Source organism: Pseudonocardia lutea, from assembly GCF_042658055.1.
Taxonomy (GTDB): domain Bacteria; phylum Actinomycetota; class Actinomycetes; order Mycobacteriales; family Pseudonocardiaceae; genus Pseudonocardia; species Pseudonocardia lutea.
Map to the genome: position 1 here is coordinate 1 of NZ_JBHSQK010000057.1, position 19,689 is coordinate 19,689.

General features: G+C 74.1%; 16 protein-coding genes and 2 pseudogenes. 9 read left to right on the forward strand and 9 right to left on the reverse strand.

The genetic code is table 11. The features are described 5' to 3' along the window. Positions 1-1,064 (reverse strand): glycosyltransferase family 2 protein (locus ACFQH9_RS21530; protein ID WP_379568259.1); only part of this gene is annotated, 1,064 nt, incomplete at its 3' end. Between the two features lie 216 nt (positions 1,065-1,280). Between ACFQH9_RS21530 and ACFQH9_RS21535 the strand changes: the two genes are divergently transcribed. Beyond that, positions 1,281-2,579, forward strand: a complete 1,299-nt coding sequence (locus ACFQH9_RS21535) for a competence/damage-inducible protein A (RefSeq protein ID WP_379568261.1) — start codon at positions 1,281-1,283, stop codon at positions 2,577-2,579. Positions 2,580-2,623: 44 nt separating this feature from the next. Here ACFQH9_RS21535 and ACFQH9_RS21540 read toward each other — a convergent pair. Next, positions 2,624-2,994: pseudogene (locus ACFQH9_RS21540) on the reverse strand (superoxide dismutase); the annotation flags it as partial. A 212-nt stretch (positions 2,995-3,206) separates the two neighbouring features. Between ACFQH9_RS21540 and ACFQH9_RS21545 the strand changes: the two are divergent. Next, positions 3,207-4,385, forward strand: a complete 1,179-nt coding sequence (locus ACFQH9_RS21545) for an FIST signal transduction protein (protein ID WP_379568263.1) — start codon at positions 3,207-3,209, stop codon at positions 4,383-4,385. A gap of 822 nt (positions 4,386-5,207) precedes the next feature. On the opposite strand, the gene ACFQH9_RS21550 is transcribed toward ACFQH9_RS21545, so the two are convergent. The 5 genes from ACFQH9_RS21550 to ACFQH9_RS21570 form a co-directional block, all read right to left on the reverse strand. Continuing rightward, positions 5,208-6,020 (reverse strand): hypothetical protein, encoded by an 813-nt coding sequence (locus ACFQH9_RS21550; protein ID WP_379568265.1) that lies wholly within the window; start codon positions 6,018-6,020, stop codon positions 5,208-5,210. A 251-nt stretch (positions 6,021-6,271) separates the two neighbouring features. After that, positions 6,272-7,405, reverse strand: coding sequence for an epoxide hydrolase family protein (locus tag ACFQH9_RS21555; protein WP_379568267.1), 1,134 nt, complete (start codon positions 7,403-7,405; stop codon positions 6,272-6,274). Positions 7,406-7,409: 4 nt separating this feature from the next. Continuing rightward, positions 7,410-8,153, reverse strand: coding sequence for an SDR family NAD(P)-dependent oxidoreductase (locus ACFQH9_RS21560; RefSeq protein ID WP_379568269.1), 744 nt, complete (start codon positions 8,151-8,153; stop codon positions 7,410-7,412). 11 nt (positions 8,154-8,164) lie between these two features. Next, positions 8,165-9,163 carry an acetamidase/formamidase family protein gene (locus ACFQH9_RS21565; protein ID WP_379568271.1) on the reverse strand — a complete coding sequence of 333 codons (999 nt, stop codon included), beginning with the start codon at positions 9,161-9,163 and terminating at the stop codon, positions 8,165-8,167. Positions 9,164-9,335: 172 nt separating this feature from the next. Next, positions 9,336-10,094 (reverse strand): IclR family transcriptional regulator, encoded by a 759-nt coding sequence (locus ACFQH9_RS21570; RefSeq protein ID WP_379568273.1) that lies wholly within the window; start codon positions 10,092-10,094, stop codon positions 9,336-9,338. A gap of 121 nt (positions 10,095-10,215) precedes the next feature. On the opposite strand from ACFQH9_RS21570, the gene pcaH reads away from it, so the two are divergent. Beyond that, complete coding sequence (gene pcaH / locus ACFQH9_RS21575) at positions 10,216-10,926, forward strand: protocatechuate 3,4-dioxygenase subunit beta (protein WP_379568275.1); 711 nt, start codon at positions 10,216-10,218, stop codon at positions 10,924-10,926. Beyond that, positions 10,919-11,494 (forward strand): protocatechuate 3,4-dioxygenase subunit alpha, encoded by a 576-nt coding sequence (pcaG, locus tag ACFQH9_RS21580; RefSeq protein ID WP_379568277.1) that lies wholly within the window; start codon positions 10,919-10,921, stop codon positions 11,492-11,494. Before pcaH ends, pcaG begins: the two co-directional genes overlap by 8 nt. A 9-nt stretch (positions 11,495-11,503) precedes the next feature. Here pcaG and ACFQH9_RS21585 read toward each other — a convergent pair whose 3' ends face one another. Next, positions 11,504-11,947: a hypothetical protein gene (locus ACFQH9_RS21585; RefSeq protein ID WP_379568279.1), complete on the reverse strand. Its 444-nt coding sequence runs from the start codon at positions 11,945-11,947 to the stop codon at positions 11,504-11,506. On the opposite strand from ACFQH9_RS21585, the pseudogene ACFQH9_RS21590 reads away from it, so the two are divergent. The 3 genes and pseudogenes from ACFQH9_RS21590 to ACFQH9_RS21600 all read left to right on the forward strand — a co-directional run. Beyond that, positions 11,946-12,692: pseudogene (locus ACFQH9_RS21590) on the forward strand (GtrA family protein); the annotation flags it as partial. The gene ACFQH9_RS21585 and the pseudogene ACFQH9_RS21590 overlap by 2 nt on opposite strands. Positions 12,693-12,777: 85 nt before the next feature. Continuing rightward, positions 12,778-13,656: an alpha/beta fold hydrolase gene (locus ACFQH9_RS21595; protein WP_379568281.1), complete on the forward strand. Its 879-nt coding sequence runs from the start codon at positions 12,778-12,780 to the stop codon at positions 13,654-13,656. A 911-nt stretch (positions 13,657-14,567) separates the two neighbouring features. Then, positions 14,568-15,443 carry a DUF559 domain-containing protein gene (locus ACFQH9_RS21600; protein WP_379568283.1) on the forward strand — a complete coding sequence of 292 codons (876 nt, stop codon included), beginning with the start codon at positions 14,568-14,570 and terminating at the stop codon, positions 15,441-15,443. 597 nt (positions 15,444-16,040) lie between these two features. On the opposite strand, the gene ACFQH9_RS21605 is transcribed toward ACFQH9_RS21600, so the two are convergent. After that, positions 16,041-17,213, reverse strand: a complete 1,173-nt coding sequence (locus tag ACFQH9_RS21605; RefSeq protein ID WP_379568286.1) for an acetyl-CoA hydrolase/transferase C-terminal domain-containing protein — start codon at positions 17,211-17,213, stop codon at positions 16,041-16,043. Between the two features lie 52 nt (positions 17,214-17,265). On the opposite strand from ACFQH9_RS21605, the gene ACFQH9_RS21610 reads away from it, so the two are divergent. Together ACFQH9_RS21610 and ACFQH9_RS21615 are read left to right on the forward strand one after the other, a co-directional pair. Further along, complete coding sequence (locus ACFQH9_RS21610; protein ID WP_379568288.1) at positions 17,266-18,276, forward strand: glutathione S-transferase family protein; 1,011 nt, start codon at positions 17,266-17,268, stop codon at positions 18,274-18,276. 101 nt (positions 18,277-18,377) lie between these two features. After that, the gene (locus tag ACFQH9_RS21615; RefSeq protein ID WP_379568290.1) at positions 18,378-19,649 is read left to right on the forward strand and encodes a glycoside hydrolase family 3 N-terminal domain-containing protein; all 1,272 of its coding nucleotides are present in this window, start codon (positions 18,378-18,380) and stop codon (positions 19,647-19,649) included. Positions 19,650-19,689: the final 40 nt, after the last annotated feature.

The following is a 19,689-nucleotide window of genomic DNA, read 5'->3' on the forward strand; positions in this document are numbered from 1 at the left end:
CGGTCGGCGATCGCGCCCAGCCGGCGGACGGCCGCCGGGCTGCGGCGCAGCGCGGCGGCCCGGCCGCGCGGCGAGAGCGCGACCTTGGTCAGGAACCCGGCCAGGCCGACGGCGTAGCCCTCGACCTGCTCCTGCAGCCCGGCGAGGTCGCTGCGGTGGTGGTGGCGCACCCAGGCCGCCGGCTCGTAGGCCAGCACGTGCCCGGCGAGCACCAGCCGGACCAGGAACTCGCAGTCCTCGCCGCTGCGGGTGGGGGAGCCGGGGCCGAACGCCTCGTCGAAGCCTCCGACCTCGCGGGCGACGTCCGCCTGCACGGCCAGGTTCGCCCCGATCCCCAGCAGGCCGGGCGCGAACGGGAAGATCGCCGAGTCCGCGGGCGGCGCCGCGAGCGAGAAGGTGCGCGGGCGGAAGCCCTTGGCCCAGCCCAGCGTCGCGTCGGCGAGGCGCTCCTGCTCGGTGTCGAGGCGGGCGGCCAGCACCGGCCCGCTCACGCAGACGACCCGCGGGTCCGCGGCGAACGCGCCGGCCATCCGGCGGGCCCAGGCCGTGTCGACCTCGGTGTCGTCGTCGGTGAAGAGGACGAGCCGGGTGTCCGCCTCGGCCAGCCCGCGGTTGCGGCCCGCGGAGGTGCCGCGGCGCGCCTCGCGCAGGTAGCGGACACGGGGGTCGCCGAGACCGGCGACGACCCGCTCGGTGGCGTCGTCGGTCGGGTCGTTGTCCACCACCAGCACGGTCACGGCGGGGTGGTCGCCCGCCAGCACCGCGCGGACCGCGCGGCCCAGGCTCTCGGGCCGCCCGCGGGTGGCGATCACGACGCTGACCGGCTCGACGGAGGTGGGCACCCGCCGTGGCTGCGGCAGCGCGCCGAGCTGGGCGCGCACGGCCTCGGCGACGGTCACGGCGTCGGCCACACCCGCCCGCAGCGGCACCGTGACCTGCCCGACGGCGTCGCCGCCGGCGGTCACCAGGAGCCGGGCGGCGGTGTAGCGGGCCTCGACGTGCAGGCCGGCGACGTCGTCGACGTCGGTCTCGCCGACCCAGGTGGGTCCGTGCTCGTCCGTCATCTCGCGTTCCTCCCGTTCCCGCCCGGCACCCGGCGCTCGGGTGTTCCGGGAGGGACGACCTCGAGTCTCCGCACGCACGCTGTGACCACCCTGAGAACGATCACATCCCCAGGCCGGTGACGTCGTCGGGGGGACGACACGGGGTGGCCCGAGCCGTGATCGTCACGCTCGGTGATCATGCAGGAGGACACGCCCGGGCCGGGGTAGGGTCCTTGCGTGGGTGAGGGATCGAGGGCCCGCCGGCCGCGCGCCGGCATCGTCGTGACCGGGAGCGAGCTGCTCACCGGCGCCGTCCGGGACGCCAACGGGCCGTGGGTCGCCCGCGAGCTCGGCGAGCTCGGCTTCGAGGTCGCGCAGGTCGTGCTGGTCGGCGACCGGCCGGAGGACCTGGCGGCTGCGCTGCGCCAGGTCACCGAGGGCGGCGTCGAGCTGGTGGTGACGAGCGGGGGCCTCGGCCCGACCGCGGACGACATCACGGTCGAGATCGTCGCGGCGTACGTGGGGGCGGAGCTGGAGCTCGACACGGCGATGCAGGAGACGATCGGGCGCCGGGTGGCCCGCTGGGCCCGGCGCACCGGGTTCGCCGGTCCGGCCCTCGACGAGGCCACCCGCAAGCAGGCGATGGTGCCCCGCGGTGCCGTGCCGCTGGACCCGGTCGGGACCGCGCCCGGGCTCGTGGTCCGGCGCCCGGACGGACCGCTGGTCGTGGTCCTGCCCGGGCCGCCGCGCGAGCTGCAGGGGATGTGGCCGGCGGTGCTGGAGGCGGCGCCGTTCGCGGAGCTGCTGGCCACGGTGCCCCGGGCGGAGGCGCGGTCGCTGCGCTTCTTCAACCTGCCGGAGTCCGAGATCGCGGAGACGCTGCGCGACATCGAGCGCGCCCGCGACCTGTCCGGTGTGGAGGTGACGACCTGCCTGCGCCGCTCGGAGCTGGAGGTCGACCTGCACCCGGTGCCCGGCTCCGAGCCGGTCGCCGCGGAGCTGGCGGGCGAGCTGATCGCCCGGCACCGCACGCAGCTGGTCAGCGCCGTCGGCGCGACCACGGACGAGCTGCTCGCGGAGGCGCTGCTCGCACGCGGGCTCACCGTCGCGACGGGGGAGTCGTGCACCGGGGGGATGCTGGCCTCCCGGTTGATCGACCGGGCCGGCTCGTCGGAGTACGTCGACGGCGGGGTGGTCGCCTACTCGAACGAGGCCAAGACCGCGCTGCTGGGCGTGCCGGCCGAGATGATCGCCGAGCACGGGGCGGTGTCGCCGGAGGTGGCCCGGGCGTTGGCCGACGGCGCACGGGAGAAGTTCGGGGCGTCGATCGGGATCGGGATCACCGGGGTGGCCGGGCCCGGCGGCGGGACCGAGGCCAAGCCGGTCGGCTACGTCTGCTTCTGCGTCACGACCGCGGACGGACAGGTCCTGGCCCGCGACCCCGTGCTGCCCGGGGCGCGCGGGGACATCCGGGAGCGGTCCACCGACCTGGCGATGCACCTGCTCCTGCGCGCCGCCGGCGGCCTCCCGGGCTGAGCGCGGCGAGGCCGGCGCCCGCGTCGGCGCGCCGGCCCCGCGGGTCAGCTCGCGCGGGCCGCGGCGAAGCGCTGCTGGGCGTCCGCCCAGTTCACGACGTTCCACCACGCCTTGACGTAGTCCGGCTTCACGTTCTTGTACTGCAGGTAGAAGGCGTGCTCCCACATGTCCAGCGTCACGATCGGGACCTGCCCGGCCGCAGCTGGTTCTGCTGGTCGTAGAGCTGGTGCACCAGCAGCCGCTCGCCGGGCCGGTCCCAGCCGAGGATCGCCCAGCCGCAGCCCTAGATGGTGGTGGCGGCCGCGGTGAAGTGGGTCTGGAAGGCGTCGAACGAGCCGAAGTGCTCGTCGAGCGCCGCGGCGAGCTCGCAGTCCGGCTTGTCCCCGCCCTCGGGGGACAGGTTCTTCCAGAAGACGCCGCGAGGGGTCGTCCGGTGCGTCGGGCGGCCCCCTCGCCCGTCCCGTCCTCCATCGTCGGGCGAGCACGCCGGCCGCCTTCGTGCGGGCGAGCACACGGCCGGTCGCCTTCGTCCGCGCGAGCACGCGGCTGGCCGCGCCGGCGTCGGGCTGGGACGATGCCCTGAGCCGCCACCGGCGCTCCCCGCGGTGGCGGGGGAGGGGGACGACGGTGAAGGACTCGGACGACGGCAGGATCTTCGGCGACGGGCTGGCCGTCGGCCCGGACCTCCGCGGGGCTGCGGAGGTCGCGACCGCCCAGGCACTGTCCGGTTTCGGTGGGCGCACGCCCGACCTGCTGGTGGTGTTCGTGGCGACGGGGCGCGAGGGCGACCCGGACGAGGCGGCCGCGGCGGCCGCTCACGCGATGGAGATCGCCGGCGCGCGGGCGGCGGTCGGTACGACCGCGCACGGGGTGATCGCGGGCGGCCGCGGGGTCGAGCAGGAGCCGTCCGTCTCGGTGTTCGCCGCCGCGCTGCCCGGCGTCCCGCTCGACACCTTCCGGCTCGGCGCGCGGCGCGGCCCCGACGGCATCACGGTCACGGGCACGCCGCCCGCGGCGGCCTCGGCCGACCCCGAAGCGGCGATCCTGCTCGTCGACCCGTACTCGTTCCCGGTTGCGGGGTACCTCGAGCGGTCCGACGAGCTGCTCCCGGGCCTGCCCCTGATGGGCGGGCTGGCGAGCGTCGGCGCCACGCCCGGCGGCAACCGCCTCCTGCTCGACGGCGAGGTGCTCGACGGCGGCGCCGCGGGCGTGCTGATCGGCCGTGGCGCCGGGGTCCGGACCGTGGTGAGCCAGGGCTGCCGACCGATCGGGCCGCCGATGATCGTGACGGCCGCGAAGGCGAGCCTGCTGCTGGAGCTGGCGGGGGAGCAGGCCTACGCGAAGCTCGGCGCGATCGTCCGGGCGTTGCCGGCCGAGGAGCGGCACCAGGTCGCGCAGTCGCTGCACCTGGGCGTCGCGATCGACGAGTACGCCGACGAGCACGGTCGCGGCGACTTCCTCATCCGCGGGGTGATGGGCATCGACCCCGAGGCCGGCGCGGTGGCGGTCGGGGACGTCGTCGAGGTCGGGCGGACGGTGCAGTTCCAGGTGCGCGACGCCGCGGGCGCCGGCGAGGACCTCGCGCACCTGCTCGACGACCTCCCGCGGATGCGGGGCGCCCTCCTGTTCTCCTGCAACGGCCGCGGGACGGTCATGTTCCCCGACTCCGACCACGACAGCCGCATCGTCCGCTCGGAGCTGGGCGACGTCCCGGTCGCCGGCTTCTTCGCCGCCGGCGAGATCGGGCCGGTGGGTGGGCGGAACCACCTGCACAGCTTCACGGCCTCGGTGCTGGCGTTCGAGTAGGAGCGACCCGGCCGGGGTGCTGATCGGCGGAGGCTGTGGCGGCGGTCGGCGGGGTCGGCGGGGTCGGCGGCTCGCACACCCCGCGTGGTGCGGTCCCACACCGCGAAGGTCAGTCGCACAGGCCGTCGACCGGGTGTGTCACGACTGTCGGGGTGTGCCGGCTCCGCGACCCGCGAGCCGACCCGGGTGACCGGCAACCGGCGACCCGTGTGACCGGCGACCCGTGGGACCAGGCGACCAGTGCGGAGCGCGCCAGGACTGCAGTGTCAAGGGCCTTGCTCGGCGGTCACGACCATCCGGGTGTGCCGCGACGCCTCGCGTCGAGCGTCGGCCGGCGATACAGCCGCTGATGCGCTCCCACACCCGGTCGACGGCGTGTACGAGGGCAACCGGGGTGTGCCGCGGGGCTGCAAGGGTGTGCCGCGTCTGGCGGGGTGCGCGGCCGCGCGCCGGCGGGTGCGCCGTGCTCCGGGCGAGTGTGCGGCGGCGAAGGGGGCGGGTGCGCCGCGGCGTCCGGAACGGGTGCGCCGCGGCGTCCGGAACGGGTGCGCCGCGGCGTCCGGAACGGGTGCGCCGCGACCGGAACGGGCGCGTCGTGCGCGCGGGGCATGAGCGCGTCCGCCGAGGTGCGGGGCGGAAGCACGTGCCGTAGTGCCGGCGATGGCTCCGGCACGGGGACCGCCGCCCGGACGTGGAACGGGGCACCGTTCCACGCCCGCCGGTGGGTGGCCGCGGACCCGCTCCCCGGCGTCCGCGACCCGCGGTGGCGTCCCCACGCCGCCGCGGTGACAGGGCCGTGTCGGCCCGTGATCGTGTGCGTGCTCAGCGGTGCTGCGAGATGCCGGAGTTCGAGGTGTTCTTGCTGGCCGCGGTCTGGTGGACGTCGCCGGAGTTGAGGATGCCGCCGAGGTTCAGCGCGGGGGCGAGCTGGAGGTCGAGGCCGATGAGGTCGCCGCCCTGGGCCGCGTACTGCCCGCCGCGGGACGAGCCGTGCCCGCCGCCGTGGTCATGCCCGCGTCCGCCGTGGTCACGGCCGTGCCCGCCCTCGTGGCCACCACTGCGCCCGCCGCTCTGCGCGATCCCGGAGTTCGCGCTGTTCCCCGCGACCGCGACCTGCCGCACGTCACCCGAGTTGCCGATGCCGCCGACGTTCACGGCGGGGTCGACCTGGAGCAGCGCGGAGACGACGTCCCCGGCCTGGAACGAGTGCTGACCGCCGCTGCCCGGGCCGCGGGACTGCACGATGCCCGAGTTCGCCGAGTTCGCCGTCCGCGCGGTCTGGTGGACGTCGCCGGAGTTCAGGATGCCGCCGACGTTGAGGGCCGGGTCGACCTGCGCGAGCGCGTCCACGAGGCTCCCGCCCTGGGAGGCCACCTGCCCGCCCCGACCGGAGCCCCCGGAGCCCGGCCCCCCGTGTCCGCCGCCGTCGTGCCCGTCGTGCCCGCCGCCGGAGTGCCCGCCGCCGGAGTGCCCGCCGCCGGAGTGCCCGCCGCCGGAGTGCCCACCGTCCGCACACCCGCTCGACCCCCCGTGGGCGGGCGCGGCGTTCGCGACGCCGGCGATCCCCAGGGTCAGCGGCAGGCCCAGGGCCCCCGCCGCGACCAGGCGGAGGGCGGTGCTCGTGGTGCGGGTCATCGGTCTCCTTCGTGGCACGCCGCAGCCGAGGCCACAGTGGACCGAAGGGGACCACCGGGCCGGCCACGACCTCGTCGTCACCGGGTGGGTGTCCGGGGTGGAGTGATCACGACCGGACGATCACTCCAACGAGGACCACTCGATAGAGGTACGTGTCGGCCCCGAAAGGTGACATCCGTCTCGCGGGGTCAACGTCCGCGGTCGAGGCCACTCGGAAGTGAGCGGGCGAGGACGACGCTCGTCACGCTCGGTCAACGCACCATCCGGAAGAACGTGCGCACCTCGTCGACGAAGGTCTCCGGCTGCTCCAGCGACGCGAAGTGCCCGCCCGCGACCGGGTGCGAGAAGTACCGCAGGTCCGTGAACCGCCGCTCCAGCCAGTGCCGGGGCAGGCGGCTCATCTCGTGGGGGAAGACGGACGCGCCGGTCGGCACCTCGACCGTGTCCAGCCGCTGCTTGCGGAAGCTCTCCCAGTACAGCCGCGCGCTGGAGGCGGCGCTCGCGGTGAGCCAGTAGAGCATCACGTTGTCCAGCAGTCGGTCCCGCGGGATCACGTTCTCCGGGTGCCCGGCGCAGTCCGTCCAGTCCCAGAACTTCTCGACGATCCAGCACGCCTGACCGACGGGGGAGTCCGTGAGGCCGTACCCGAGCGTCTGCGGGCGGGTGGACTGCTCGGCCGAGTACCCGGTGCCGGTGACCTTGAAGCGCTTCGCGAACAGCAGCGCCTCCTTCTCCTCGGCGGAGAGGGTCTGGCGCTCCTCCGGGGGCGGCGGCTCGGCGAGCGGCATCGTGAGGTGGATGCCGGTGATCGCCTCGGGGATCCCGGTGCCCAGCGCGGCGGTGATCATCGAACCCCAGTCGCCGCCCTGCGCGCCGTAGCGGTCGTACCCGAGCCGGTCCATCAGCTGCGCCCACGCCGTGGCGATCCGCGCCACGCCCCAGCCGGACACCTGCGGCTTGCCGCTGAAACCGAAACCGGGCAGCGAGGGGATGACGACGTGGAAGGCGTCGGCCGGGTCCTCCGGCTTGGTCAGCGCGTCGATCAGCCCGACGTACTCGATCACCGACCCGGGCCAGCCGTGCGTGAGGATCAGCGGCATCGCGCCCTCGTGCGGGGACCGGACGTGCAGGAAGTGCACGTCGACGGTGTCGTCGCCGCCGCCGTCGAGACCCGTCGTTAACTGCGGGTAGGAGTTCAGCTCACGCTCGCAGCGCCGCCAGTCGTACTCCTCCGCCCAGTAGGTGACGAGCTCCTTCGCGTAGTCGAGCGGGACGCCCTGGGTCCATCCCTCCACCGTGGCAGGCTCGGGCCAGCGGGTGCGGCGGAGCCGCTCCCGCAGGTCGTCGAGGTCGGACTCGGGGATCTCGATCCGGAAGTCGCGCACGGTCCTACAGTTGCACGCCGCGTGTGAGGGCGCCGTCGGCCACCAGGTTGGTGCCGCTGATCCGGCTGGCGCGCGGGCTGGCGAGCATGACGACGGCGTAGGCCGTCTCCTCGGGCGTGCCCATCCGGCCCGTGGGGTTCAGCGCCATGGCCTCGGCGAAGAACTCCGGTTGCGTGCGCTCGATGTTCTGCCAGACGCCACCGTCGAAGTAGACGTTGCCGGGCGAGACCGTGTTGGCCCGGATCCCCCTGGCGGCGAGGTCGAAGGCGAGCCCGGACATGTAGTGCACGATCGCTGCCTTCATCACGCCGTAGGAGCCCCCGGCGAAGTCCGCCTCGCGCCCGGAGACGCTCGACACCGCGACGATCGAGGGCACCTCGCTCTTCTCGAGGTACGGCATCGCCGCCTCGACCATCCGCACGGTGTGCATGAGGTCGATCTCGAACGAGTTCCTCCAGTTCTCCTCGCCCGGCCCGATCGCCAGGGCGCTGACGTTGGCGATCACGATGTCGATGCCGCCGGCCTCGCCCTCGTCGCGCACCCAGGCGGCCAGCGCCCCGGCGTCGGCGACGTCGAGGGCCCGGCCCGACGCGCCGGTGGCCTCGGCCTTGGCCTTGACCTCCTCGGCGTTGCGCGCACAGAAGGCGACCGTGGCGCCCTCCTCGACCAGCAGGTCGACGACGGCGCCGCCGATCCCCTTCGTGCCGCCCGTGACCAGCGCCTTCCGGCCGGTGAGCTGCAGGTCCACGCGTCCCTCCCCTAGATCGTGCGGGCCGTGTCGCGCAGGTGGGCGTGCATGCCCCCGTACGCGGACCCGGCGGGCAACAGGTCCTTCGCGATCTTGGTGACCGCGCTGTAGTTCGTGTCGACCACGTTGGCGAGCGGCGACTCGGAGATCTGCGTGAGCAGCTGGTAGGCGTCGAGCCGGTCCAGCCCGTACAGCTCGCCGAGCCAGGCGATCATGCCGATCTGGCTGGCCCGCCAGGCGTCCTCGAGCGGGCGGGCCGAGCCGACGACGGCGTAGTGCGTGTCCGACTCGATCCGCGGCCAGACCGTGGGCGTGCCCTTGATCAGCTCGACGAGCAGCGTGACGTCCATGGCGCCCTCGACGGCGGTGCCGCAGCTCTCGCCCTCGCCCTGGCGGTAGTGTCCGTCGCCGACCGAGAACAGCGCGCCCTCGACGTTGACGCCCAGGTAGCAGGTCACGCCCGGCTTCATCTCGGGGGTGTCCATGTTGCCGCCGAACAGGTCCGGCACCAGGCTCGAGCGCACCTCGCGGCCCGCCGGGGCGACCCCGACCGTGCCCAGCATCGGGTTGCACGGCAGCTCGAGCTGCAGGTCCACGCTCTGCGCCGCGAACCGGACGACGCCCCGGGCCCGGTCGAGCTCGTAGATCCAGGTCCGCTCGGGCAGCGGGTCGTGCAGCAGCGCGGTGCGGTCCGTGGTGGAGAGCGCGCCGAAGAAGGGGATGGTGGTCGAGGCGCCCCAGTCCCGCGCCGGCGTCATGTCGACGAAGTGCAGGGCCAGGGTGTCGCCCGGCTCGGCGCCCTCGACGTGGAAGGGGCCGGTCTGCGGGTTCACCTCGGCCATGTTCAGCACGGCGCTGGGGCGGTCGCTCGTGGAGGTCAGCCGCCCGGAGAAGGCGTCCTCGGTCCAGAGCCGCAGCAGGGTGCCGGGCGTGATCCGGTGCGACGGCGCCACCCCGCCGAAGGTCCAGACGTACTGCTCGCGCGTCGGCCGGTACTCCACGACGTCCATCGCGTGATCGTTGCGCCTCCACCATCACGCCACAACCCCTCGGTGGGCGAGCGGCGCGTTCGCGCACACCTGCCGGCCGGGAGCGCCGCTCGTGTCCCGGGCCGCGTCCCGGCGATGCCGTCGCCCCCGGAGCGGCGCGTTCGGGCAGCCACTGAACGAGAGCGTCGCTCGCTCAGTCCGACCGCGCCACGGCGGAGGCGCCGAGGGCGCGCGAGATCCCGCGCGCGGCGGCGAGGACCGCCGGGACGTAGGCGTGCGGGTTCGCCTCGACCGGCACCACGATGGACAGCGCCGCGACGACGCGGCCCTGACCGGCGCGGATCGGCGCCCCGACCGACTGCGACACCATCTCGATCTGCTGCTCGCTGATCGCGACGCCGGTCCGCCGGACCTCGCCGAGCAGGTGCCGCACCCGGTCGGGGTCGGTGAGCGTCTTCTCCGTGAAGCGCCGGAACGGTGCGGCCAGCACCTTCTCGACGTGCTCGGGGTCGGCGTGCGCGAGCAGCGCCAGGCCGACGCCCGTCGCCGTCGCCGGCAGCCGGGACCCGGCGCGGGACCGGATGCTGACCGCGTCCCGGGCCGCCAGCCGTTCGACGTAGACCACCTCGGCGCCGTCGAGCACGGCGAGCTGGACGTTCTCCCGGGTGACCTCGTGCAGGTCCTCGAGGTAGGGCATCGCCCGCTCGCGCAGCCCGAGCCCGCGCGGCGCGAGCGCGCCCACCTCCCAGAGCCGCAGGCCCACCCGGTACAGCCCGCCCTCGCCGCGCTCGAGCGCACCCCAGGCGGCGAGCTCGCCGACGAGCCGGTGGGTCGTGGTGAGGGGGAGCCCTGTGCGCCGGCTGATCTCGGTGAGGGAGAGCTCGGGGGTGGCCGCGGAGAAGGCGCCGAGGACGTCGAGGACCCGCGCCGTCACCGTCGACCTGCCCGCCACGACCCGGCATTCTTCCGCACAACGGAAGGGGGGTCGAGCGGTGGCCGCCCGGTGCCGCACAGTGCTGTCCGACGCGCCGAGAAGCACTGCGGCGAGCGAGACGCTCGGAGAGGAGCGGTCGATGACCCTGGCCCATCCCCGGCCCTACCAGCAGCCGAGGGACACCCACCCCCCGCTCGACTTCGCCGGCTACAAGAGCACCGGGCTGCGGGCGCCGACGCAGCGACCGATCCTGGTGCCGCAGCGGCTGACCGAGGTGACCGGTCCGCTGCTGCTCGGCGAGATCGGGCCGAACGACCACGACCTGACCCGCCAGCACGAGGGCGAGCCCCTCGGCCAGCGGATCACCGTGTCCGGCCGGGTGCTCGACTCCGACGGCCGCCCGGTCCCGGACACGCTCGTCGAGGTCTGGCAGGCCAACGCCGCCGGCCGCTACGCGCACGCACGCGACAACTGGCCCGCCCCGCTCGACCCGAACTTCTCCGGCGGCGGCCGCGTGGTCACGAACTCGCTGGGCGAGTACTCGTTCACCACGATCAAGCCCGGTGCCTACCCGTGGGGCAACCACCACAACGCGTGGCGGCCGGCCCACATCCACTTCTCGCTGTTCGGGCGGGCGTTCACCCAGCGGCTCGTCACGCAGATGTACTTCCCGGACGACCCGCTGTTCCCGTTCGACCCGATCTTCAACTCCGCGCCCGAGGGCGCCCGCGGGCGGATGGTCTCCACCTTCGACATGGACACCACCCAGCCCGAGTGGGCGCTGTCCTACCGCTGGGACATCGTCCTGCGCGGCCGCGAGCAGACCCCGTTCGAGGAGCCCCATGAGTGAGCAGCTGCCGCTGACGCCGTCCCAGACCGTCGGGCCCTACCTGCGGCTCGGGCTGGACTGGCCGAAGGGCGCCGACGTCGTCCCGCCCGGAACCCCGGGCGAGATCGTGATCTCCGGGATCCTCTACGACGGCGCCGGGATCCCGGTGACGGACGGGCTGATCGAGACCTGGCAGGCCGACCCCGACGGCCGCTTCGCCCACCCGGACGACCCGCGCGGCGCCGTCGAGCCGTCGGTGCCGGGCTTCCTCGGGTTCGGGCGCAGCTGCACGGACGAGACGGGCCGGTGGAGCATCCGGACCGTGCTGCCGGGCGCCCTGCCGGCCCTGGACGGCGACGCCGAGGAGGCCCCGCACCTCGACGTCTCGGTGTTCGCGCGCGGCCTGCTCGACCGCGTCGTCACCCGGATCTACTTCGCCGACCAGCCCGGGAACGACCGCGACCCGCTCCTCGCCGCCGTGCCGGCCGAGCGGCGGGCCACCCTCGTCGCCGAGAAGGTGGGCGAGGCGGAGTACCGCTTCGACATCCACCTGCAGGGCGAGCGGGAGACCGTCTTCCTGCAGGTCTGACGCCCGCTCCTAGGGGACGTTCGCGAAGCTCACCGAGCGGAACGTGTACTCGCCGGAGCCCGCCGAGACCGAGTCGGGGGAGGTCCAGCGCGCCGCCTGATGTGCGGCCGCTGCGGCCTCGCCGCTCGCGTTCGCCGCGGCCGCCTCCTGCTCCGCGCAGGTCCTCATGGACAGCAGGGCCACCTTGTCGGTGCGGTTGACCGACTCGGTCCAGTCCGCCCCCGGTCCGGTGGCCAGCGACGTCAGGTCGTAGCAGCGCCCGACCTGCGGGTCGACGAGCGTGTCCGACTGGGGCGACCATGCCCCGTCCGGCGTGGTGCCGTTCTGCGCCAGGTAGTAGCCGTGCGCGATCGCCGGGTCGCTCGTCGGGGCGGCGGAGGCCGCCGTGGCGGCGGCGACGCCACCCGTCACGACGAGTGCGACGACCGCGAGTGCCAGTGCCGTCCGACGCATGTCCGGCCACCCCCCCTGTCGGTGCTCGGTCGGCCACCCGGACGGGTGGCGATCGACCTCACACGGTCAACGCGCCTACCTCGGACCGGTGACGGGTACCGGAGATCACGGCCTCGTCACGGATCCGCCCCGATGGGATGAAAGATCGTCCCTCACAGCGTTTGCACAGCTGGGAGAGGGCGTAGACCCAGACGGGGATGCGACAAAGGTACCGGTCACGGGATCGGGCGGAAGAGGTGGACGGGTGACGGCGAGCAGGGCGGTCGGGCGGGCGCACCCGGCGCACGACCTCGCGGAGCTCGTCCGCGCCGCGCTGTCCCGGCCGGTCGGCGCGCTCGGGCGCGGTACCGGGCGTCGGGTCGTGGCCTTCCGCGCGCGGTTCCCCCTGCTCTCGCAGCTGATCCGGTACAGCGTGGTCGGCGGGCTGGGTACCGCGGTCAACGCCGGGCTCTACCTGCTGACCCGGCTGGTCCTCGACGCCGTGCCGGCCAACCTCGTCGCCCTGCTGCTGAGCACCGCGGTGAGCACGGAGGTCAACCGGCGCTTCACCTTCCAGGGCGCGGCCGCCCACCGGTGGCGCGTCTACGTCCAGGACGCCGGGACCGTCGCCTTCTACGCGTTCTACAGCACGGCGGTACTGCTCGTGCTGCACGAGATCGTCCCCGGTGCGACGCCGCTGGAGGAGACGGCCGCGGTCACCCTCGCCAGCGTGCTCGGCGGGCTGGTGCGGTTCGCGGTGCTGAAGGCGTGGGTGTTCCGGAGCGGGTCCGAGGAGTCCGAACCGGCTGCCGCGACCGCGGAGCCCGGCTACCGTCCGGACCATGGCGGACATGACGGGGTTCACGTCGTTCGACGTCACGGTCGAGGGGGTCGGGATCCACGGGACGCGCGGCGGCGAGGGCCCGCCGGTGCTCCTGCTCCACGGCTTCCCGCAGAACCACGTGATGTGGCGGCCGGTGATGCGCGAGCTCGCGGCGCGGCACACGGTGGTGGCGACCGACCTGCGCGGCTACGGGGACTCCGACCGACCACCCGCCGGTGAGGACCACTACGGCTACTCGTTCCGCGCGATGGCGGCCGACCAGGCCGGGGTGATGGCGGAGCTGGGGTTCGAGCGGTTCGCCGTCGTCGGGCACGACCGGGGCGCCCGGGTGACCCACCGGCTCGCCCTCGACCACCCCGACCGGGTGGAGAAGCTGGCGCTGCTGGACATCCTGCCCACCGCGTACGTCTACGGGCACGTCGACCGCGCGCTCGCCCAGGCCTACTACCACTGGTTCTTCTTCACCCAGCCTGCCGACCTGCCCGAGCGGCTGATCGCCGGCGACCCGATCTACTACCTGCACCGGCTGCTCGGCAGCTGGGGGAGCGGGCTCGCGGCGCACGACGCCGAGTCCCTCGCCGCCTACGAGAAGGCCTTCGCCGATCCCGGGGCGCGGCACGCGATGCTCGAGGACTACCGGGCCGGCGCCACGATCGACCTGGAGCACGACGCCGAGGGCGGGCTGCTCGGGGCGCCGACGCTGGTGCTCTGGGGCGAGAAGGGCGTGGTCGGCCGCAACCCCGAGCCCCCGGTCGAGGTCTGGCGCCGCCTCGCCGCCGATCCCGCCCTGGTCACCGGACGGCCGATCCCCGACGCGGGGCACTTCCTGGTGGAGGAGAACCTCCCCGCCACGCTCTCGGCCCTGCGCGACTTCCTCGCGCCCTGACCGACGGGCGGCCGACCTGCGGGGTCCGGGACGGGTGACACGGTGCGAGACCGGGCCGATGATCACTGATCCTGGACAGGGACGGTCGGAAACCGGCTTCCTCCGTCCACGACGGGTGATCACGTCAGCTCCCGGGTCACGAGGGCCCGTCGGAGGGGGTGACGGTCGCGCTGCGCACAGGGCTGTCCTCCGCCGTGAGGTCGGAGGCAGATCGACCTCCTCCGGTATGGGAGGCGGATGATCGCGGGGATCGGTCCCGTCCGTTCACGGCGAGTGATCACGGAGATCGTCTCGTCCGTCCATGGCGAGTGATCATGGGAAATCGGCCTCGTCCATTCATGGCGAGTGATCACGGAGATCGGCCTCGTCCGTTCACGGCGAGTGATCACGGAGATCGTCCTCGTCCGTCTGCGGCGGATGAGGACGGGTCGCGGGCTGTCCTCGCGCTCGCTCTGTGGTCGGCGCTGCCCTCGCGGTGATCACTGATCTTGGAGCGCGACGGTCGGATTTCGACCGCCCGCGTCCAGGACGGGTGATCATGGCTCCGGAAGTACCTCCTGACGGCCGGGTGGCGGGCCGGGGCTTGCCGGGGGCCGGTCCGGCCAGTTGTGGAGCTCGCCCGCGGAGCCGGTTCGGCCGGTTGCGGAGCCGCCCGCGGAGCCAGTTCGGCCGGTTGCGGAGCCCGCCCGGGAGCCGGTTCGGCCAGGTGCGGGCCTCGCCCGGGAGCCGGTTCGGCCGGCACGCAAGTGATCATCACAGCCTGCCCCCGGTCCAAGATCAGTAATCGTGACCGGAAGCGGTCGAAAATCGACCTTCTGCGTCCACGACAGATGATCAAGGTCGGTTCACAAGGGTGAACGAAACCGTCGAACGGCCGCGTTCAGCGCAGGGGTCGGCGAGGCTACGCAGCCATGGACGACCGCCTGCACCGCCTGCTCCAGCGCCAGAACGGCGTGATCGGCCTGCACCAAGCCGTCGAGCTGGGGTTGTCCGCGCCGGCGGTGCGCCGTCGCGTGGCCTCCGGCACGTGGGAGCGGGTGGCACCGCGCGTCTTCCTCGTCGCGGGACATCCGCGGTGCGACGCGGCGAGGGTCCGGATCGCCTCGATCTGGGCCGGGCAGGATGCCGCCGTCTCCGGCGAGGCCGCGGCCTGGTGGCTTCGCATGACGGAGCGCTGCCCGCCGCGCGTGCAGGTCACCGTCCGGCCGGCGAGGCATCCCCGCCCGCCGGAGGCGATCGTGGTGCGCCGCCGCGCGCTCGCCCCGCCCGACGTCCGCTCCGTGCGTGGTGTCCGGGTCACCGCGCCTGCGCTCACCGCCCTCGAGGTCGCGGCCGCGCTTCCCGTGGGCGGCTCGGAGCTGCTCGACCGCGCTCTGCAGCGCCACGTCACCTTCTCGGAGCTGATCTCCGCCTATCACCGGGCGCTCGGGTGCACGGGGTCCGCGCGGATGCGGACGCTGGTGACCGCCGCCGCCGACCGTGCCGACTCGGGAGGTGAGCGTGCCCTGTTCGCGCTGCTGGGACGAGCCGGGATCGACGGCTGGGTCCGCGCGCTGCCGTTCGGGCCGTGGACGATCGACCTGGCCTTCCCTGCCGAACGGCTCGCCGTCGAGTTCGACGGTTGGGCGTGGCACGTCGACGCCGTGCGCTTCCAGAACGACCGGGACAAGCAGAACGCGCTGGTCGCCGCGGGCTGGACGGTGCTGCGCCCGACCTGGCACGACGTCCACGACCGGCCCGACGACGTCGTCGCGCGGATACGCGCCGCACTCCGTCGAGCAGCATGATCGTCCGTCCTGGACCGCGACGGTCGAATTCCGGCCCTTCCGGTCCACGACCGACGATCATGTGTCGTCGGAGGTCCGGCGATCACCTCTTCGCCGTCCCGGTCAGCGTCGAGCAGCTCTGGGAGCTCACCGCCGCTTCCTCTCGGGGGGCTGCGCCGTAACGCGTCTCCGTGACGGCTGAAGGCCCATGATCGCCGAGTCCGGGCTCGGAGGTCGTTCTCCGACCGTCGCGGGCCGGTCTCGATGCTCATGCGTCGGAGACGGTCCGCGAGACGCAGCGCCGAGCAGCATGATCACCCGTCGTGGCGCGGGACGGTCGATTTCCGACCCTTCCCGTCCACAACTGACGATCATGCGCCGTAGGCGGGCCCGCGGGCCGGACCGCCGAGCAACACGATCACCCGTCGTGGCGCGGGGCGGTCGATTTCCGACCCTTCCCGCCCACGACCGACGATCACCCGTCGTCGGCCGGTCCGTGCGACGCACCGCGGCCCGCGTCGGCCGAGACCTGCCACACCGCGCCGCCGCTCGAGCACGTGATCACCGGTCGTGGACGGGGAGGGTCGGATTCCGACCTTCTCCGTCCAGGATCGGCGATCATGAAGCGGCGCGCACCTGCCCGCCCCACAGGTCGAGCAGGGCCGCCCGGCGTTCCGCCCGGTCCAGCCCGCGCAGGTCGGCGACACCCCGGTCGGTCACGACCACCTCGACGTCGTGCGACGCGGTGGTGACCGGACGGGAGAGCCGCTCGACGAGCGTCGGGCGGTCCTTGACCGTCGACGGCATCGCGATCACGGACAGTCCGGGGCCACGGACGCCCGCGGCGCAGAAGTCGGGATGCCCGCCGATCATGCCGGCGCTCGCCCGGCCGACGCCCTCGACGTTGACCTGGCCGTCGAGGTCGATCTCCAGGGCGGCGTTGAGCCCGATCAGGGGCGGTGCACCCGCCGCGGACAGCCGCCCGATGTCGTGGGTGACCTCGACGGGGTGCAGGATCCGCCGCCCGTCCGCCCACTCGTAGAGCCGGCGCGTCCCGCACAGGTAGGCGGCGACCGGCTCGTCGAGCAGCAGGCCCTTCGCCTCGAGGTCGACGACCGGGTCGGGCAGCAGCCCCGAGTCGATCCGTACCGGCACCTCGAGGGCCCCGACCATCGCCTGCGCGAGCCGGCCGGGCCCGACCTGCACCCGGGCGCCCTCCGGGACGAGCCCCGCGACGTGCCGCGCCACGATCTCGTCGGCCGGGGTGGGCGTGGCGTCGGGGATCTCGATCGGCGGTGCGTCCGTCTCCCCCAGGACGGTGACCTGCTCCGCCGGGATCGGCGGGCCGGCCTCGGCGAGCGGGGCGGCCGTCGAGACGACGGCGGCGACCGGCACCCCGGCGTCGACGATCCCGCGCAGGTAGGAGGCCTCGGCGCCGAGGTGCAGCCCGTCCGGGCCGCGGACCAGCGTCGCGACGAGCAGGTCGGGCTTCAGCGCGCCGGCCACCAGGGCCGGGACGGCGGACAGCCGGCAGGGCACGACGTGGGCCTGCCCGGCCTCCACCATGCCCCGCACCCCCGGCCCGCCCATCAGCACCCGGACGTCGGCGAACGCGGTGGGATCCAGGTCGGGCGCGAGGCCGGGCATCCAGCCGAGCACGAGCCGGACCGCCTTGCCCTCGGCCGCCCGGCTCAGCGGGCCGTGCAGGGAGACCGGTGTCCCGCACCCGTCACCAAGGGCCACCCGCATGCCCGGGCGTACGAGATCCGACAGCTCCGTCGCGGTGACCATGGTCGGATTCGACCACACGGCGGGACGGGCCGGGAGGACCTAGATTCCAGGTATGGCCGACATCGCAGGCGCCGCCCAGTCGAGCACGGACGAGTTCGAGCGCGAGCCCCTCGGCGTGCAGGAGCGGATCACCTCGGACGGGTCCTCGCCGTGGCCGGTCGAGCCGGACCGCTACCGCCTGGTCGGGGCGCGCGCGTGCCCGTGGGCGAACCGCGCGATCATCTCGCGGCGGCTGCACGGCCTGGAGCCGGTGATCTCGCTGGGCATCGCCGGCCCGCTGCACGACGACCGGAGCTGGCGTTTCCACCTCGACCCCGAGGACAAGGACCCGGTGCTCGGGATCGAGTACCTGCGCGAGGCCTACGAGAAGGCGGTCCCGGGCTACGACAAGGGCGTCACGGTGCCGGCCGTGGTCGAGATCGCCAGCGGCAAGGTCGTGACCAACGACTACAAGGCGCTCGAGTTCGACTTCGCCACCCAGTGGTCGGCCTACCACCGCCCCGGCGCCCCGGACCTGTTCCCGGAGAAGTACCGCGACGAGATCTCCGAGCTCTCCGAGCAGATCTTCCACGACGTGAACAACGGCGTGTACAAGTGCGGGTTCGCCAAGGGGCAGCACGCCTACGAGCGGGCGTACACGGCGCTGTTCGACCGGCTCGACGAGCTCTCCGACCGGCTCGCGGACCAGCGCTACCTCGTCGGCGACACGATCACCGAGGTGGACGTCCGGCTGTGGGTCACGCTCGTCCGGTTCGACGCCGCCTACCACGGCCACTTCAAGTGCAACCGGAGCAAGCTCACCGAGATGCCGGTGCTGTGGGCCTACGCGCGCGACCTGTTCCAGACCCCGGGCTTCGGCGACACGATCGACTTCACGCAGATCAAGCAGCACTACTACGGCGTGCACAAGGAGATCAACCCGACGGGCATCGTGCCCGTCGGTCCCGATCCGTCCGGCTGGCTCACCCCGCACCACCGGGAGGAGCTGGGCGGGCGGCCGTTCGGCGACGGCACCCCGCCGGAGCCGCCGCCGGTGGGGGAGCAGGTCCCGCCGCTGCGTTGACGCGCGCGGCCGCTCCCGCCGGTGCTCCCTCGTCCCGCACATCCCGACGCGCGGGCGGGGGTGTGCGGGGCGGTCGGGGTCGGCGGGGACACTGGGACGCGATGCGGATCGAGAGCTTCCCTCCCGGAGACCTGGCGCCGGAACGCCCGCCGACGCCGCGCCCACCGCGTCGGCGCCGGCGTGCGGTCTCGGTCCTCAGCGCCGGGCTGGTCGTGGGAGCACTGCTCGCGGGGGTCGCGGTGATCACCGGGGCGGCGCCGGACGTCGCACTGTCCGCCCGCAGCGAGCAGACCCCCCAGCAGGCCCCGCAGCAGCAGGCCGCACCGGCCCCGCAACCCACGGCCGAGCAGGTCCCGGCGGACCCGCGTCCCACCTGCGTGTCCATGGTCGGTGCGCTCACCCCACGCGAGCGGCTCGCGCAGCGGCTGATGGTGGGCGTCGACGCCGCCGACCCGGCCGGTGCCGCGCGCATCGTCCGGGACTCGCACGTCGGCGGCATCTTCCTCGGCGGCAACGCGACCGCCCTCCTGCAGAACAAGGCGCTCGACGCGGTGCAGCAGGCCGGGAACCTGCCCGTCGCCGTGGCCGTCGACGACGAGGGCGGCAGGGTCCAGCGGATCGACGACCTCGACGGCGAGCTGCCCAGCGCCCGTGCGATGGCGAGGAAGACGCCGGAGCAGGTGCGCGCCCTGGCCGAGGAGCGCGGCCGGCAGCTCGCGGCCCGCGGCGTCACCTGGGATCTCGCACCGGACGTCGACGTGAGCAACCAGCCGGCGAGCTCCGTGATCGGCGACCGCTCCTTCTCGAACGACCCCGCGGTGGTCACCCGCTACGCGGGCGCCTTCGAGGAGGGACTGCGGCAGGCCGGGATCTACGGAGTGCTCAAGCACTTCCCCGGGCACGGGCACTCCAGCGGCGACTCCCACCAGGGCCGCGTCTCCGTGCCGCCGCTCGACCGGCTGCGGCAGGCCGACCTCGGGCCCTACACCGACCTGCTGTCCCGGCTCGACCACGATCGTGTCGGTGTGATGGTCGGGCACCTGGACGTCCCGGGCCTGACCGGCGACCTGCCCTCGTCGCTCACCCCGGCGACCTACCGGCTGCTGCGCGACGAGTACGGGTTCGACGGCATGGTCATGACGGACGACCTCGGCGCCATGAAGGCCATCAGCAACCGGTTCACGCTGCCGCAGGCGAGCCTCGCGGCGCTGCAGGCCGGCGCGGACGTGGCGCTGTCGTCGAACGTCGAGCCGGTCGCCCCGATCCTGGACGCCCTCCAGCAGGCACTCGACTCCGGCAAGATCACCGCCGCGGACAACGACCGCGCGGTCGAACGCGTCCTCGCCGCGAAGAACCTCTGCCGCCGCACATGAGCGAACGGCACCCTCGCTCACCAGGTGTGAGCGGGAGTGC